General features: G+C 74.8%; 13 protein-coding genes and 2 tRNA genes. 4 read left to right on the top strand and 11 right to left on the bottom strand.

Going from position 1 to position 15,858, the window contains the following annotated elements:
* Positions 1-27: 27 nt before the first annotated feature.
* The 4 genes from EV188_RS16645 to EV188_RS16630 all read right to left on the bottom strand — a co-directional run bounded on the left by EV188_RS16645 (position 28) and on the right by EV188_RS16630 (position 5,818).
* Positions 28-2,184, bottom strand: coding sequence for an elongation factor G (locus EV188_RS16645; RefSeq protein ID WP_133827393.1), 2,157 nt, complete (start codon positions 2,182-2,184; stop codon positions 28-30).
* An 80-nt stretch (positions 2,185-2,264) separates the two neighbouring features.
* Positions 2,265-3,374: an acyl-CoA dehydrogenase family protein gene (locus tag EV188_RS16640; protein WP_133827392.1), complete on the bottom strand. Its 1,110-nt coding sequence runs from the start codon at positions 3,372-3,374 to the stop codon at positions 2,265-2,267.
* Positions 3,375-3,397: 23 nt separating this feature from the next.
* Positions 3,398-4,570: an acyl-CoA dehydrogenase family protein gene (locus tag EV188_RS16635; protein WP_133827391.1), complete on the bottom strand. Its 1,173-nt coding sequence runs from the start codon at positions 4,568-4,570 to the stop codon at positions 3,398-3,400.
* A gap of 42 nt (positions 4,571-4,612) precedes the next feature.
* Positions 4,613-5,818, bottom strand: coding sequence for a glycoside hydrolase family 3 N-terminal domain-containing protein (locus tag EV188_RS16630; RefSeq protein WP_133827390.1), 1,206 nt, complete (start codon positions 5,816-5,818; stop codon positions 4,613-4,615).
* 75 nt (positions 5,819-5,893) lie between these two features.
* Here EV188_RS16630 and EV188_RS16625 point away from each other — a divergent pair, with 75 nt between their 5' ends.
* Positions 5,894-6,826, top strand: a complete 933-nt coding sequence (locus tag EV188_RS16625; RefSeq protein ID WP_133827389.1) for an alpha/beta fold hydrolase — start codon at positions 5,894-5,896, stop codon at positions 6,824-6,826.
* Between the two features lie 3 nt (positions 6,827-6,829).
* Here the strand turns inward: EV188_RS16625 and EV188_RS16620 are convergent, their stop codons facing one another.
* Positions 6,830-7,426, bottom strand: coding sequence for a class I SAM-dependent methyltransferase (locus tag EV188_RS16620; RefSeq protein ID WP_208114232.1), 597 nt, complete (start codon positions 7,424-7,426; stop codon positions 6,830-6,832).
* A 98-nt stretch (positions 7,427-7,524) separates the two neighbouring features.
* Complete coding sequence (locus EV188_RS16615) at positions 7,525-7,809, bottom strand: YggT family protein (RefSeq protein ID WP_133827388.1); 285 nt, start codon at positions 7,807-7,809, stop codon at positions 7,525-7,527.
* Positions 7,810-7,959: 150 nt separating this feature from the next.
* On the opposite strand from EV188_RS16615, the gene EV188_RS16610 reads away from it, so the two are divergent.
* Positions 7,960-8,517 carry a GNAT family N-acetyltransferase gene (locus tag EV188_RS16610; protein ID WP_133827387.1) on the top strand — a complete coding sequence of 186 codons (558 nt, stop codon included), beginning with the start codon at positions 7,960-7,962 and terminating at the stop codon, positions 8,515-8,517.
* Positions 8,514-8,882, top strand: coding sequence for a DUF952 domain-containing protein (locus tag EV188_RS16605; protein ID WP_133827386.1), 369 nt, complete (start codon positions 8,514-8,516; stop codon positions 8,880-8,882). The genes EV188_RS16610 and EV188_RS16605 overlap by 4 nt, the downstream gene beginning before the upstream one ends.
* 219 nt (positions 8,883-9,101) lie before the next feature.
* On the opposite strand, the gene EV188_RS16600 is transcribed toward EV188_RS16605, so the two are convergent.
* The 4 genes from EV188_RS16600 to EV188_RS16585 all read right to left on the bottom strand — a co-directional run bounded on the left by EV188_RS16600 (position 9,102) and on the right by EV188_RS16585 (position 13,652).
* Positions 9,102-9,175 (bottom strand) — tRNA-Met (locus tag EV188_RS16600).
* A 65-nt stretch (positions 9,176-9,240) separates the two neighbouring features.
* Positions 9,241-9,314: transfer RNA gene (locus tag EV188_RS16595), tRNA-Met, on the bottom strand.
* A 69-nt stretch (positions 9,315-9,383) separates the two neighbouring features.
* Positions 9,384-12,398, bottom strand: coding sequence for a UPF0182 family membrane protein (locus EV188_RS16590; RefSeq protein WP_133827385.1), 3,015 nt, complete (start codon positions 12,396-12,398; stop codon positions 9,384-9,386).
* Between the two features lie 210 nt (positions 12,399-12,608).
* A complete protein-coding gene (locus EV188_RS16585) occupies positions 12,609-13,652 on the bottom strand; it encodes a YlbL family protein (protein ID WP_133827384.1) in 1,044 nt (347 codons plus the stop codon).
* Positions 13,653-13,813: 161 nt separating this feature from the next.
* Here EV188_RS16585 and EV188_RS16580 point away from each other — a divergent pair, with 161 nt between their 5' ends.
* Entirely contained in the window at positions 13,814-15,274 is a 1,461-nt protein-coding gene (locus EV188_RS16580; RefSeq protein WP_133827383.1) for a zinc-dependent metalloprotease, read from the top strand.
* Here the strand turns inward: EV188_RS16580 and EV188_RS16575 are convergent.
* Positions 15,271-15,852, bottom strand: coding sequence for a M48 metallopeptidase family protein (locus EV188_RS16575; protein WP_133827382.1), 582 nt, complete (start codon positions 15,850-15,852; stop codon positions 15,271-15,273). The genes EV188_RS16580 and EV188_RS16575 overlap by 4 nt on opposite strands.
* Positions 15,853-15,858 lie beyond the last annotated feature (6 nt).

Raw genomic sequence — 15,858 nt, 5'->3', positions numbered from 1 at the left:
CCAGACGCCCACGCATCGGGGAAGGGGTCAGCCGCTCGCCACCGGCTCGTACCGGCTGAACCGCCGCGTGAAGCTCGCCGTCCCCGAGGTCAGGGCGCGCAGGTCCACGGGGTAGCGCAGCAGGGCCTGCTCCGGCACCTCCGCGCGCACCCGGGTGTGGCCGCTCTCCCCCGGCTCGGTGCCCAGGACCCGCCCGTGGCGGGACGCGAGGTCGCCGAGCACGGCGCCGAGCTGGGCGTCGTCCACCTCGACCTCGACCTCGTAGAGCCGCTCCATGACGACCGTGCCCGCGGTGGCGACGGCCTCCTTGATCGCGAGCGAGCCCGCGGTCTGGAACGCCTGGTCCGAGGAGTCGACGCTGTGGGCCTTGCCGTCCACCAGCGTCACGCGCACGTCGACCACGGGTCGGCCCGGCGTGACCCCGGCCTCGAGCTGGGCGCGCACGCCCTTCTCGACGCCGGGGATGTAGGCCCGCGGGATCACGCCGCCGACGATCTTGTCGACGAACTCGACCCCCGACCCGCGTGGCAGCGGCTCGATCTCGATGCGGCACACGGCGAACTGGCCGTGCCCGCCGGACTGCTTGACGTGCCGCCCGAGCCCGGTGGCCGGCCCGGCGACCGTCTCCCGCTCGGGCACGGCGACGTCGGTGACCTCGACGCTCGCGCCCGAGGCCCGCAGGCGGGCGAGCACGACGTCGGCGTGCGCCTCCCCCGTGCACCACAGCACGATCTGGTGGGTGTCCTCGTTGCGCTCGACGCGCAGCGTGGTCTCGGTGGCGGCGAGGCGCGCGAGCCCGCGGGCCATCGCGTCCTGGGCCGACCGGTCGGCGGCGGTCACCGCGACGGGCAGCAGCGCCTCGGGCAGCTCCCAGCCGTCGAGCCCCACGGGGTCCTCGGCGGCGCACAGGGTGTCGCCGGTCGTCACCGCGCCGAGCCGGGTCAGCGCGCACACGTCGCCCGCGACGCACCACGGCACCTCGCGCAGGGTCGCCCCCAGCGGCGCGTAGACGCGGTTGACGCGCACGGTCTCGCTCCCCCGCGCCTCCGCACCGGTCGGGTCGTTGTCGTGGGAGCCGTCGCGCGGGGCCGGGATGCGCAGCGGGTCGCAGCACGCGGTCAGGGCGGTGTCGGGGCGCAGCCGACCGGAGAACACCCGCACCAGCGAGACCCGGCTGCCCTGGGCGTCGGTGCCGGTGTGCACGACCTCGGCGACCAGCGGCCCGTCGGGGTCGGGGTCGACGGGCGCGTGCCCGGCGCCGTCGGGGGTGTGGGCCGGCAGGGGCTGGTGGGCCGTGGGCGGCGGGACGGCGTCGACGACGAGGTCGAGCAGGCTCTCCATGCCGGCCCCGTCCGGGGCGCACACCCCGGCCACGGGGATGAGGGAGCGGCGCGCCACGGCCGTCGCGAGGTCGGCGCGCAGGGCGTCCAGCGCGACCGGCTCGCCGCCGATCCAGGACTCGAGCAGCGCCTCGTCCTCGCTCTGCTCGATGAGGGTCTCGACGAGCTCGCGGCGCAGCCCATCCGGATCGACACCGTCGGGGTCGTCGGCCGTGGGGTCGTCGCCGGCGAGCAACGGGCGCACGGTGATCGTGCCGTCGGCGCCGCGCTCGGTGCGGGTCACCGGGACGAGCACCTCGCCCGACCCGGCCGCGACCTCGCGGCACGTCGCCAGCGCGGCGGCCTCGTCGGCGCGCGCGTGGTCGAGGCGGCTGAGCACGAGCATCGCGGGCAGCCCCGCGCGCCGGCACTCGGCGAGCAGCGCGGAGGTCGGCGCGGCGACACCGTCGGCGGCGTCCGCGGTCCCGACGACGAACAGCACCGCGTCCGCCGCGCGCAGACCGGCGCGGACCTCGGCGAGGAAGTCGGGGCACCCCGGGGTGTCGACGAGGTTGATCTTCACGTCGCGGTGGGTCAGCGACGCGACCGCCGGCGCCACCGACCGCTGCTGGCGGCGGGCGTCCGGGTCGTGGTCGGTGACGGTGGTGCCGGCGGCGACCGAACCGGCGCGGGTGATCGCCCCCGCGGCGGCGAGCAGCTCCTCGACCAGCGTCGTCTTGCCCGCGGCCATGGGGCCGACGATCGCGACCGAGCGCAGGGCGGCCGGGTCGTCGGGAGCCAGCTCGCTCCCCGCCCGCCCGTTGCGTCCTCTCCGGGCGCCGTCGCCCGCCTTCGATCCACTCATGGCGACCACCTCGCGTGTCCCGACGCGTCATCGCGTCGACACCCTCAGTCCACCGGAGTGACCGAGATCACGACAAGGGGTCAGTCCATGGTCAGGACCGCGAGTCGCTCCCGGTGCTCGTCCGCGGACCCGAACAGCGGCGCCCGGCGGCGGGCGCGCTTGTAGAAGAAGTGCGCCTCGTGCTCCCAGGTGAAGCCGATGCCGCCGAAGAACTGGATCATCGCGCCGGTCGCGTTCCACGCGGCCTCGGCCGCCTTGGCCTTGGCGACCGCGACGGCGATGTCGGCGCCCGGGTCGTCGGTGTCGAGCGCATGGGCGGCGAAGAGCACCGCGTGCTCGGCCATCGTCACGCCGACGTGGAGATCGGCCATCGTGTGCTTGATGGCCTGGAACGACCCGACCGGGACGCCGAACTGCTTGCGGTCGCGGTCGTAGTCGATGGTCCGGGTCAGCGCCTCGCGGGCGCCGCCGACGAGGTCCGCGGCGGTGAGCACCGCGCCCCGCGCCATCAGCGCGGCCACGGCGTCGCCGCCGGAGAGCGTCCCGCCCGTGAGGAGCTCGGCCGGGGTGTCGGCGAGCTCGACCGCCCCGACGCGCGCGGTGCCGTCGTAGGTCCGCTGGTCGCGGATCGCGAGCCCCTGCGCGCCGGCCTCGACCAGATACAGCCCGGGCGCGCCCTCCGCGTCGGTCGCGGCGACGACGAACAGGCCCGCGACCGCGGGGTAGTCCACCGGCGACGCGGTGCCGGAGAGCCGCTCGCCCGAGGCGTCGACCGTGATGCCGCGGCCGTCCCACGACCCGGCCTCGCCGCGCAGGGCGACGGTGCCGACGGTCTCGCCGGCGGCCAGGCCCGGCAGCCAGGCGGCCTGCTGCGCGGGCGAGCCGGCGAGGCGCAGCGCCTCGGCGGCGAGCACGGACGTCGTCCACGGGCCCGGCGCGACCGCGCGCCCGAGCTCGCGGGCGATGACCTGGGCGTCGAGCAGCCCGAGGCCCAGCCCGTCGTGCTCCTCGGGCACGAGGACGGCGAGCGCGCCCTGGTCGGCGAGCCCCTTCCACAGCGTCAGCGGGTGGCCGTCGCCGTCCGGGTCCTCGACGACGGCGCGCACGGCGTCGAGGTCGAAGCGGTCGGCGACGAAGTCGCGGACCGTCTCCGCGAACGCCTGCTGCTCGTCGGTCAGCGCGAAGAACACGGGCTGGGGCTCCTCTACCGTCTCTACCGTGGCAGGCCGAGCACGCGCTCGGCGACGATGTTGCGCTGGACCTGGGACGAGCCGCCCCAGATGGTGACCGACCGCGACCACATGGCCTGCGCCTGGAACGGCGCGAGGTCGACGTCGGGACGCGGGCGCTCCAGGGAGGCCTCGGGGCCGAGGACGTCGTCGAAGGCCTCCCAGAGGTCCTGGAAGGTCTCCGACCACTGCAGCTTGGTCATCGACGACTCCGAGCCCAGGTCACGGCCCTGCTCGACCTGGGTGAGGATGTGCATCGCGTGGTAGCGCAGGCACTCGAGCTCGACGAGGCAGTGCGCGAGCTTCTGGCGGGCCACCGGGTCGTCGGAGCGCCCGAAGCGCCGCATCTGCTCGACGATCTCGTCGTACTGGCGGCGGAACTCGGTGTACTGGCCCACGCCCGACGCGCCGCGCTCGAAGGAGAGCAGCAGCATCGCGGTGCGCCAGCCCTGGCCGATCTCGCCGAGACAGTCCTTGACCGGGACGCGGGCGTCGGTGAAGAACACCTCGCCGAACTCGCTGGCCCCGCTCATCTGCTTGAGCGGGCGGGCCTCGACGCCCGGCTGGTTCATGTCGATGAGCATCATCGACAGGCCCTTGTGCCGCTCGGAGCCCTGCTCGGTCCGCACGATCGTGAAGATCTTGTCGCCGTGCATGGCGTTGGTGGTCCAGATCTTCTGGCCGTTGACGACGTAGTCGTCGCCGTCGCGGACCCCGCGGGTCGCCACCGCGGCGAGGTCGGAGCCGGCGCCGGGCTCGGAGAAGCCCTGGCACCAGATCACCTCGTTGCGCAGCATCGGCCCGATGATCTCGGCCTTCTGCTCCGGGGTGCCGATGGCCATCACGGTCGGCGCGAGGAAGGTCAGCCCGAGGGTGTTGACGGTTTGCGGCGCGTGGGCGCGGACCATCTCCTCGTCGTAGATGGCCTTCATGCCGGGCGTCCCGCCGCGGCCGCCGTACTCGGTCGGCCACTGGATGCCGGAGAAGCCGGCGGCGGTCTTCGACGCCTCCCACTCCCGGCGCAGGCGGAACGACTCGGCGTCGTCCAGCGAGCGCCAGAAGCCGGCCTCGGCCCACTCGACCGGGATGTTCGCCGCGAGCCAGTCGCGCAGCTCGGTGCGGAACTGCTCCTCGTCCGCGGTGTAGCTCAGGTCCACGGGCGCCACTCTGGCACGGGGCCCCGACCGCCGCAGGTCCGGCTACCCGCCGGTAGGCGCTCCACCGCAGCGCAGGACCCCGCGATCGGCCTTGAGCGCCAGGATCCGGCGCGCGCTCTCGGTGACGCGGTCGGCGAACGCCCGGTCGTCGGCCGCCGCGACCAGCGCGTCCACCATCGGCTCGACGTCGCCCGGCTCGATCGTCAGCACCTGGTCCCCGCCGGCCTCGACGAACTTCACGGCCCGCTGCCCGACCGGCACGTCGGCGACCGCCCGCGCGGCGCCCACGTCGTCGGTGGTGACGACGCCGGTGAACCCGAGCCGCTCGCGCAGCAGGTCGGTGACGACCTCGCGGGAGAACAGCGCGCGGTTGTCCGGGTCGATGCGCTCGTAGACCGCCGAGGACATCATCACGACCGGCGCGCCCGCGGCGATGCCGGCGCGGAACGACGCGAGACCCGGGTCGTCGACGCTCGTGCGGCTGTCGGCGGCGCCCGCGAAGTCGGTGTTCTCGCGCACCCGGCCCAGGCCCGGGAAGTGCTTGAGGGTGGCGTCGACGCCACCCGCGTCCAGGCCCTGGACGAACGCCGTGACCGCCTGACCGACCCGGCGCGGATCGGTGCCGAAGCCGCGGTCGAGGGCGCCCACCGGTTCGTTCGCCTCGCCGAGGGCGGGGTCGACGACGTCGGCGACGGGCGCGAGGTCGAGCGTCACCCCGGCCTCGGACATCTCGCGGCCCCAGCCCTCCGCGTCGCCGCGCAGCCCGGCGACGTCGCGGCCCTGCGCCGTCGCCGACGGGATGCGCGTGAACCCGGCGCCCTTGAGGTCCTGGACCTTCCCGCCCTCCTGGTCGGTCGCAATCGTCACGGGGAGGCGGGCCGCCTGCTGCACCGCGCGCGTCGTGGCCGCGACCTGGGCCGCCGAGGCCTCGCCGCCCGCGGCGTCGGTGAGGATCACCCCGCCCGCGCCCTCGGCCAGCGCGGCGCGTCCGGCGCCGGTCAGCCCGTCGGCGGGGACACCGGCCATGATCAGCTGCGCGGCGCGCCCGCGGGTGTCGAGGCCGTCGAGGGTCTGCTGGACGCAGGTGGCGGCCGGGTCGACGGGGGTCGGCGCGGGGGCGGCGGACCGGGCGCTCGGGGTGTCCGCGGGGGCGGGCGCCGGCGGGGCGGCGGGCTGCCCACCGCACGCGGTGATCGCCAGCGCGAGCGCCGCGAGGACGGCGGTGAGGACGGGGCGGGCTCCGGACATCGTGCCGGGATTGTGCCGGAACGCCATCGGGCACCTTGCTGCCCGTCGGGCCCGAGCAGGACAGGATGATCACCGATGACCGCCACGCGCCGGACCCGCACGCTGCACGGCCAGCAGATGTCGTACGTCGAGGCCTGCCCGGAGGTCGTCGGTGACGACGATCCGGAGGTCGTCGTGCTGGTGCACGGCATCGCCGGCAGCGCCGAGACGTGGACGCCGGTGCTCGAGGCCTTCGAGCGCACGGGCTGCGACCGGCTGCTGCTCGCCCCCGAACTGCTGGGCCACGGCGAGTCCGCGGGGGTGGGCGGCGACTTCTCGATGGGCGCCTACGCCAACGGGCTGCGCGACCTGCTCGCGGTGCTCGGGCACCGGCGCGTCACCGTCGTCGGGCACTCCCTGGGCGGCGGGGTGGCGATGCAGTTCGCCTACCAGTTCCCGGAGATGTGCTCGCGGCTCGTGCTCGTCTCCTCCGGCGGCCTCGGGCGCGGGGTCAGCCCGCTGCTGCGCCTCGCCGCGCTGCCCGGCGCGGAGTACGTGCTGCCCGTGCTCGCCTCGACGGGGGTGCTCGACCTCGGTGTGCGCGGCCTGCGGCTCGCCGCCGCGCTGCCCTCGTTCGGCGCCGAGGCCGTGTCGCTGCGCGAGACCGCCCGCCACGCCGCGTCGCTCACCGAGCGGGCCCACCTCGACGCGTTCGTCGACACCGTCCGCGCGGTGATCGGGCCCGGCGGGCAGCGGGTCAGCAGCACCGAGCGGCTCTACCTCACCGAGGGGCTGCCGACCATGATCGTCTGGGGTGACCGCGACCCCGTGATCCCCGTCGGGCACGCGCGCCGGGCGGCGACGCTCGTCCCCCACGCCCGCCTCGAGCTCTTCGGGGGCGCCGGGCACTTCCCGCACTGCGACGAGCCTCACCGCTTCGCGGCGCTGCTCACCGAGTTCTGCGACGCTGCGGAGCCCGCCGACCTCTCGGTGGCGGGCATCGGGCCGCGGGTGGCGGCCCAGGGGTAGCCGTCAGGCCCGCGGGTGGCGGCACTGGTAGGCCAGCGCCGGCGGCAGGTTGCGCCACACGGTCGGCGTGACGGTCACCTCGCTGAACGCCTCCTCGAGCACCCCGCGGAAGCGGCGCTGGGTGGGGAAGCGCGTGACGTGGCTGTAGGCGAACGTGGTGAACGCCGCGCCCGGCGCGAGCACCCGCGTGACCTGCTCGATGATCCCCCGCTGCGCCGACTCCGGGAACAGCGTCCACGGCAGCCCGCTGACCGCGGCGTCGACGCGGTCGACCCCGGTGTCGGCCAGCAGCTTCTGCAGGTCCGCCGCGTCGCCCTGGATGACCTCGAGCCACGGGCGCGTGCGCCGCAGGTGCTCGACCATGCCCGGGTCGATCTCGACCGCGATGTGGCGCGCGCCCTCGGGGAGGCGCCGGCGCAGGGCGGCGCTGACCACGCCGGTGCCGGGGCCGAGCTCGACGACGACCGGCTGGCCCTCGGCCGGCGCCACCGAGGCGAGCAGGTCGGAGAGGGCGCGCCCGCTGGGCGCGACGGCGCCGATGACGGCCGGCGAGCGCACGGCCGAGGAGATGAACGTGACGAGGTCGCGCACGGGGCTCACGGGGGACACAGTGGCAGCTCCGGTGGTGGGGCGCCCGCTCGAGGACGTGCGGGGGTGGGCGGCGGCCGCCGAGGGGTGCAGCGGGCCCCACCGAGTATTCAGCGGGGGTCGACGACCCGCATGAGGATGAACGTCACCAGCAGCAGGATCATGATCGACAGGTCCAGGCTGATGTTGCCGATGCGCACCGCGGGGATGAGGCGGCGCAGGAGCTTGACCGGCGGGTCGGTCACCATGAAGAGCACCTCGAGGCCCGCCGCGGTGCCGCCCGCGGGGTGCCAGTCGCGCGCGAAGCTGCGGACGATCTCGACCACGAGCCGGCCCACGATGAACAGCCACAGCACGAACAGCGCGTAGTACACCAGCATGCGGGCGAGCTCCATGCCCTCCAGAGTGCCTGATCCGTCCGGGTCGCCGGTCACGGGTCGGGTCGCGGCCGTCCGGAGCCGTGGGTCCGCTCCCGCGCGACCACCCGTATTGGCTACGGTCGAGCGTCGCTGTCGGTCGTCGTCACGTGCACGGGTGGAGGTTCGGTGGTCGTCCTGGTGCCCGTCGACGAGCGGCTCACGGGCCCCGGCGCACCCGGCCTCGCCGAGCTGCGCACGGTCGGCGTCGAGCCCCTCGTGGACGCCGTGCTGCGCAGCGAGAGCGGCGACGGCGCCTCGTTCGGCGCGCCGGCCGCCTGCGACACCCCGGCGTACGGCATCCCGGCGACGATGCACCCGCGCACGTTCCTGGCCGTCGACCCCCGCGACCACCAGGTCGTCGGCACCTGCGGCTTCAGCGGGCCCCTGCGCGGCGGCCGGCTCGAGATCGCGTTCTGGACCTTCCCGCCCTTCGAGGGCCGGGGCTGGGCGACGGCGATGACACGGGCCCTGGTCGCGCGCGCGTTCTCCGACCCGGCGGTCCAGACGATCGTCGCCCACACCCTGCCCGAGCGGGCGCCCGCGGCCAGCGTGCTGACCGCCAACGGGCTCGTGCGGGTGCAGTCCCGGCGCCGCGACGAGTCGGGGCCGGGCGGGGCGCGACGGGTCAAGGTGTGGCGCTGGGAGGCCCACCGCCCGACCCGCGCGAACGGGTCGAGTCCGTGATCCTGCACGTCTGCACGCGGCACGAGCTCGAGGAGGCGCGCGTCTCCGGTGCCCGACGCCCGCCGTCGCTCGACGACGTGGGGTTCGTGCACTGCTCCGACCCCGGCACGGTGCACCTGCCCGCCTCGCGGCTCTTCGCGGGCCGGACGGACGTCGTGGTGCTGGTCGTCGACCCGGCACTGCTCGACGCCCCGGTGCGCTGGGAGCCGGGCGTGGGCCACGCCGGTGACGAGGACCCGCGCGGCCCGTGGTTCCCGCACGTCTACGGCCCGCTGGACCTCGGCGCCGTCGTGGCGGTGCACGACCTGGTGCCGGAACCCGACGGCTCGTTCCGCCCGCCGCCGGCGGTCGCTCGCCCGACCTGAGGTTCTGAGCGAAGGGCACCTTCGCTCGGATAGACCGGCGAGGGGCGCCCCTCGCCAGAAGGCCGGCGCGCGCGGCGCCGCTGCGGTTCTGAGCGAGGGGTCCCCCCGCTCGAACAGATCGGCGAGGGGCGCCCCTCGCCAGAATCCGGGCGACCATCCTCGCCCGCCGCACGAACGACGACGGCCCCCGACCGGAGCGGTCGGGGGCCGTGTCGCGCGTAGCGGGGACAGGATTCGAACCTGTGACCTCTGGGTTATGAGCCCAGCGAGCTACCGAGCTGCTCCACCCCGCGTCGGGTGCCCGTCGCCCTGGGCCAGGGGATCCCGGCGGCCGGAGAGGACTCCGACGCCGGTGTCGTAGCGGGGACAGGATTCGAACCTGTGACCTCTGGGTTATGAGCCCAGCGAGCTACCGAGCTGCTCCACCCCGCGCTGCGTTGTGTCCGTAACGGTACACCGGCGCCCACCCCGTCCCTCGCAGGGGGGTGGGCGCCGGGACCACTAGCCCCCGGCGCCCGCGGGCGCCGTCGACGCCGCCCCGCTGGCCGAGCGGAACTGCGCGATCGCGGCGTCGAGCGCCGCCTCCGCGTCCCCGATGCCCCGGAAGTCCCGGGCGGCCTGCGCCTGGGAGAGGCGGTCGAGGGCGTCGTTCATCGCCGTCACGGCCTGCGTGAGCTGCGGGCTCAGCGCCTGCCCCGGCGCCCCGGCCGGGAGCGGGCCGGAGCCGACGTTGGCGCCCGGCGCCGGCGTCGGCGACTGCGAGGTCGTGCCCAGCCCCGGGACGTTGAGCCCCGGCGGCAGCGGGACCCCCTGGAACGCTGCCTGCAGCGCGCCCTGCAGCGTCGGCGCGTAGCCGATGTCGCCGTTGTTGAACCGGGCGATCACGCCGAACAGCTGCGGGAACGACGTCTGCGCGTTGCGCTCGACGTAGATCGGCTCGACGTAGAGCAGACCGCCCGCGACGGGCAGGGTCAGCAGGTTGCCGTACTGCACCTGCACGGGCGTGCCCGACTGGCGCAGGGTGAACAGCCCGCCGTTGACCGACTGGCTGGTCAGCAGCTCGGCCTGGACCTGCTGCGGACCCTGCGGACCGCGTTGGTCGCCGGTGAGCTGCGCCGGGAGCTCGAGCACGGTGATGCGTCCGTAGTTCTCGGGCTCCGAGCTCACCGACATGTACGCCGAGAGGTTCGGGCGCGAGAGGGCGAGCAGCGTGCTCGTCATCTGGAACTGGGTGTCCGGTGCCGCCCCGGGCCGGGGGTCACCGGCGAGCAGGTAGTACGGCGGGATCGACGCGTTGCTCTCGCGCGTCGGGTCCTCGGGGATGGTCCAGAAGTTCTGCGTCGAGAAGAAGTCGCGCGGGTTCTCGACGTGGTAGCGCGTCAGCAGGTCGCGCTGGACCTTGAAGATGTCCTCCGGGTACCGGAAGTGCGCCCGCAGGGCGTCCGGGACCTCCGACGACGGCTTGACGACGCCCGGGAAGGCGCCCATCCACGTCTTCAGCACGGGGTCCTGGTCGTCGACCTGGTAGAGGTTCACCTGGCCGCTGTAGGCGTCGACGGTGGCCTTCACCGAGTTGCGCATGTAGCCGACCGAACCGGGCGAGCCCGAGGGCCGCAGCGAGTCGGCGGTGGCGTCGGCGAGCCCGACCTGCTGCGCGTACGGGTAGCGCGGCAGCGTCGTGTAGCCGTCGACGACCCACTGCATCCGGCCGTCGACGACCGCCGGGTACGGGTCGACGTCGGTGCGCAGCCACGGCGCGACCTTCTGGACCCGCTCGATCGGCGTGCGGTTGTAGAGGATGCGCGAGTCCGACCCGATCGAGCCGTTGAACAGGATGTTCCGCTCGCCGTAGGCCGCGGCGAAGATCAGGCGCTGCGCCCAGTTGCCCAGCGGCACGCCGCCGGGGCCGGTGTACGCGGTGGCCGGGCGGCCGGGGCCGTCGAACTCCCGCGGCGCCGAGCCCGGGTTGCCGCCGACGATCGCGTAGTCGTCGGTGCCGCCGAGGAACTCGCCGTAGTAGATGCGCGCACCGTCGGGGCTCAGGCCGAACGGCCCGGGGTTGGACGAGTCGCTGACCTCGAACTGGGGCAGGCCGCCCTGGCTCGCCTCGGCGTTCGCCGGGGCGTTGACGCGGTCCGCCGGCGCCGACACCAGGCCCTGGCCGTGGGTGTAGACGAGGTGGCGGTTGATCCAGTCCTGCTGGTTGCCGATGAGGGCGTCCGGGTTGATCTCGCGCGCGGCGAGCACGTAGTCCTGGCGCTGCCCGTTGACCGTGTAGCGGTCGATGTCGAGGTCGGGCGAGAAGCTGTAGAAGTTCGTCAGCTGCTGCTGCACCGCGAACGTGCGGTTGAGCCGCGACGGGTCCTGGATGCGGATGTTGTCGAGCGTCGCCTGGCTGTTGGCGACGTCCTGCGGCGGCACCGCGGCGCTCCCCGCGGCGGACGCGACCTGCGGGGCGTACGGGATGACGCCGACGTCGGTGAGACCGAAGGCCTGGCGCGTCGCCGCGATGTTCCAGGAGATCGACTGGGCCTCGCGGTCGATGGCGTTCGGGCGCACCGAGACCTGCTCGAGCACCGCTGGCCACGCGGCGCCGACGAGCACGCTCGAGAGCACCAGCAGCGCCAGCGCGATCGCCGGGATCTGGAGGTTGCGCAGCACGACCGCGGAGAAGAACGCCGCGGCGCAGATCACCGCGATGATCAGCAGGATGAGCTTCGCCGGCATGGCGGCGTTGAGGTCGGTGTAGGTGGCGCCGAAGAAGTTGGCGCCGCCCTCGGCCGCCTTGCGGTCGGAGAACAGCAGCTCGTAGCGGTCGAAGAAGTACGCGACGGCCTTGAGCAGCACGAACGAGCCGGCGAGCACGGCCAGGTGCGCGCGGGCGGGCGGCGCGACGGCGCCGTTGCGCCCGGCCAGGCGGATGCCGCCGAAGAGGTAGTGGGCGATCAGCGCGGCGATGAAGCTGACCGCGATCGCGACGAACAGCCAGCTCAGCAGCCAGCGGTAGAACGGCAGCTCGAAGACGTAGAACGAGACGTCGTGGCCGAACACCGGGTCCGCCACGCCGAACGGCGTGGAGTTGATGAACAGCTGCACGGTCTGCCAGTCGGCCTGCGCCGAGAGACCGGCGATGAGCGCGACGACCGCGGGGATGCCGACCGCGAACCACAGCGGACGGGCCAGCACCACGGTGCGGTAGCGGGCCACCGGGTCCTCGGCCGCACCGGCGGCCGCGACGGGCACGAACACCGGGCGCACCCGGTAGGCGATGACGAGGTTCAGCGCGAGCAGGCCGCCCATCAGGACGGCGGCGACGACGAACTGCAGCACGCGGGTCCACAGGATGGTCGTGAAGACGCCGCGGAACCCGACCTCGCCGAACCAGGCCCAGTCGACGTAGACGTCGACCAGGCGGGCCCCGCCGAGCAGCACGACGAGCGCCACCACGCCGACGATCAGCAGCGTCTTCGTGCGTCGCGACAGCTGGGGGGTCGCCGTCGGGGGCCGGTTGGCCACGGGGTCACACTCCTGGATCAGCGGGGCTGTCACGCACGGGCGGACCCGGGCGTGCGGTGGCCACTCTACGAACACGGTGTGGGGTTGACGTGGCCCGGCATGTCCGGATCGCCTCACGCCCTGCTCGGAGACGGAGCGGAGCGGAGCTCGACCCTCGGGTCAGCGCTCACCAGCGACGTCAACGGTCCAGGGCCCGGTCCGGTTCCTGTCTCAGCACGGCGCCGGCGTCCGGCCCTCGCGGACCGCCTGCAGCGCCGTGATCCCCTCGCCGAGCGTCCCGACGCGGGCGAGCACGAGCCCCTCCGGGGCGTCGGCGACGGCCTCGGCGCAGTTGCCCGCCGGTACGAGGAACACCTCGGCGCCGTCGTGGCGGGCGGCGTCCATCTTGAAGCGGATCCCGCCGATGTCGCCGACGCGGCCGAGGGCGTCGATCGTCCCGGTGCCGGCGACGACGTGGCCGCCGGTGATGTCGCCCGGCGTCAGCTTGTCGACGATCGCCGAGGCGAACACCAGGCCGGCCGAGGGCCCGCCGATGTCGCCGAGGCTGATGCGGACGTCGACCGGCGAGTCGACGATGTTGGTCGGCGTCACCCCGAGGAAGCCGCGCGGGTCGCCGTCCGGCCGCGCCGCCGCGACCACGGTGACGTCGGTGCGCGGTCCGGGGGCGCCGAGCGGGCCGCGCTGGATCGTGACGGTGACCGCCTGCCCCGGCCGCGTGGGCGCCAGGGCGTCGACGACCTCCTGCGGCGTCGTCACCGCGCGCCCGTTGACGCTGACGATCCGGTCGCCGGGCGCGAGCAGGCCCGCCGACGGCGAGTTGTCCAGCACCGAGCCGACCTGCACGGCCGTCGGGTAGCCGAGGTAGCGCAGGGCCGCGGCCTCGGCGTCGGTCTCGGACTGCGCGAACTGGCGGGTGTTCTCCTGGTCGACCTGCTCGCTCGAGCGACCCGGCGGGTAGACCGACTCGCGCGGGAGCACCTGCTCGTTGCCCGAGGCCCACATCGCCATCGCCCCGAACAGCGTGACCTGCGTCGTCACCGCGACGGTGGTCATCCGCAGCTGCCCGGACGTCGGGTAGACCGGCGCCGGCCCGGAGATGTCGACGACGGTCCGGCCGTCCTGCCCGGTGCCGAGGACGTCGAACGTCGGGCCGTCACCGAGCGCCACGAACGGCACGCGCACGGTCGCGCCCAGGAGGCCCAGCACCCCGGCCAGCACGAGTCCGAGCGCCAAGGTCGCGCGCAACCGGGTCACGGCCGGACAGGGTAGTGATGCAGGGTGTGGCCGCCGTGCGGGGACGTCCGGTGTCCGATTCCTGCGCACTTCCTGGGAGGTTGCTGGGCGTTCGCCGTGAGCGTGGCGCGACAGGGTGCTCAGCCCCCCGATCAGCAGCAGGGCCGCGTACCGTCGACACCATGAGTGACCTGCCCTTCGGTTTCGGGCCGTCCGACGACGACGAGTCCCGCCGCTCCGGTTCCGGTGGCGGCGGTCAGGGTGGCCAGGGCGGGGCCGGCGGCTTCGGCTTCGGTCCCGGGATGGGGCTGCCCGGGGGTGCGGGTGGCGCCGGCGGCTTCGACATGGGGCAGCTCGGCCAGATGCTCACCCAGCTCGGGCAGATGCTGTCCCAGTCGTCCGGGCCGGGCGCCGAGGGCCCCGTGAACTACAAGCTCGCCGCTCAGATGGCCCACCAGCAGCTCGGCGAGGACGGCAAGAAGGCGCCGACGAGCGAGCAGCAGCGCGCCGCCGAGGAGTCCGTGCGCCTCGCCGAGCTGTGGCTCGAGGACGCGACGACGCTGCCGTCGGGCGCCTCGCAGGTCGTCGTGTGGTCGCCCGCGCAGTGGATCGACACGACGATGCCGACGTGGCAGCGGCTGTGCGACCCGGTGGCGCAGCGCGTCGCCGGCGCCTGGGTCGAGGGCCTGCCCGAGGAGGCGCGCCAGATGGCGGGCCCGATGCTCGGCATGATCTCGCAGGTCGGCGGCATGGCCTTCGGCTCGCAGCTCGGTCAGGGCCTCGCGCAGCTCGCCAAGGAGGTGCTGACCTCCAGCGACGTCGGCCTGCCGCTCGGCCCCGAGGGCACCGCGGCGCTCCTGCCCGGCGCCATCGCGACGTTCACCGAGGGCCTCGACCGTCCCGCCGGCGAGGTGCTCGTCTTCCTCGCCGCGCGCGAGGCCGCCCACCAGCGCCTGTTCGGGCACGTCCCGTGGCTGCGCCAGCGCCTGCTGGCGACGGTCGAGGAGTTCGCGCACGGCATCTCGATCGACACCTCCCGCATGGAGGAGCTCGCCCGCGAGGTCGACCCCACCAACCCCGCCTCGCTCCAGGAGCTCATGAGCTCCGGAATGTTCGAGCCGCAGACCACCGAGTCGCAGAAGGCCGCGCTGCGGCGTCTCGAGACGCTGCTCGCGCTGGTCGAGGGCTGGGTCGACGTCGTCGTCGGCGAGGCCGTCGGCGACCGCCTGCCCGGTGCCGTCGCGCTCGGCGAGACGCTGCGCCGCCGCCGCGCCTCCGGCGGCCCCGCCGAGCAGACGTTCGCGACGCTGGTCGGGCTCGAGCTGCGGCCGCGGCGCCTGCGCGACGCGGCGGCCCTGTGGCGCCGGCTCACCGACGAGCGCGGCATCGAGGGCCGCGACGCGGTCTGGGCGCACCCGGACCTCATGCCGACCGCCGACGACCTCGACGACCCGTCGTCCTTCGTCGGCGAGCGCCGGTCGGTCGCGCCCTCGGAGGAGGGCGCCGCCCCGAAGAGCGGCGAGAGCTTCACCGACCTCGACGACCCGCTGGCCCGCCTCGAGGCCGAGATGAAGGCCGAGCAGGAGGCTCGCGGGTCCTCGGAGGAGAAGCCGGACGAGCCGGGCGACGACAAGAGCAGCTAGTCGTCGTCCTCGTCGGCGTCCCCGCCGTCGGTGTCGGTGATCGGGAGGCCGGCGCCCGCGGCGAGGCCCTCGAGGTAGCCGATCGCGCGCTCGCTGCGCGGGTAGGCCGCCTCGGCGGCCCGGAACGCCGGGCCGTGGTGGGGCTCGCGCAGGTGGACGAGCTCGTGCACGAGGACGTGGTCGAGCACCCACCCCGGGACGTCCCGGAGCCGCTCGCTGAGCCGGATCGTGGCGTCCGCGGGCGTGCACGACGCCCACCGCGTGCGCATCGGCTTCGTCCACCGCACCAGCGCCGGGCGCGGCCACGCCCCGTCGGGCGCGATCGGGTCGAGGTGCGCGGCCGCCAGCGCGTCGGCGCGCGCGGCGAGATCCGCGTCGCCCGCCCGGCGGCCGGGGCGGCGGCGGGCGTCGGCGCGCTCGAGGCGGCGCAGCATCTCCTCGACCCAGTGCTGCTCCTGGGCGCGGGACATGGACGCCGGGATGTTGACCACCACCGTCGACCCCTCGCGGTGCGCGTCGACGGTGCGCTTGCGGCGCCGGCTGCGGCGCACCTCCACCTCGGGTCGCGGATCGGCCACATCCCG

Source organism: Actinomycetospora succinea, from assembly GCF_004363095.1.
Lineage (GTDB): Bacteria > Actinomycetota > Actinomycetes > Mycobacteriales > Pseudonocardiaceae > Actinomycetospora > Actinomycetospora succinea.
Note: the sequence above shows the minus strand (reverse complement) of the source record. Positions and strands in the feature narration are given on the sequence as shown.

Coding starts and splice junctions, on each gene's coding strand:
- EV188_RS16645 (WP_133827393.1), bottom strand. CDS start 2,184: ATGAGTGGATCGAAGGCGGGCGACGGCGCCCGGAGAGGACGCAACGGG.
- EV188_RS16630 (WP_133827390.1), bottom strand. CDS start 5,818: ATGTCCGGAGCCCGCCCCGTCCTCACCGCCGTCCTCGCGGCGCTCGCG.
- EV188_RS16625 (WP_133827389.1), top strand. CDS start 5,894: ATGACCGCCACGCGCCGGACCCGCACGCTGCACGGCCAGCAGATGTCG.
- EV188_RS16615 (WP_133827388.1), bottom strand. CDS start 7,809: ATGGAGCTCGCCCGCATGCTGGTGTACTACGCGCTGTTCGTGCTGTGG.
- EV188_RS16580 (WP_133827383.1), top strand. CDS start 13,814: ATGAGTGACCTGCCCTTCGGTTTCGGGCCGTCCGACGACGACGAGTCC.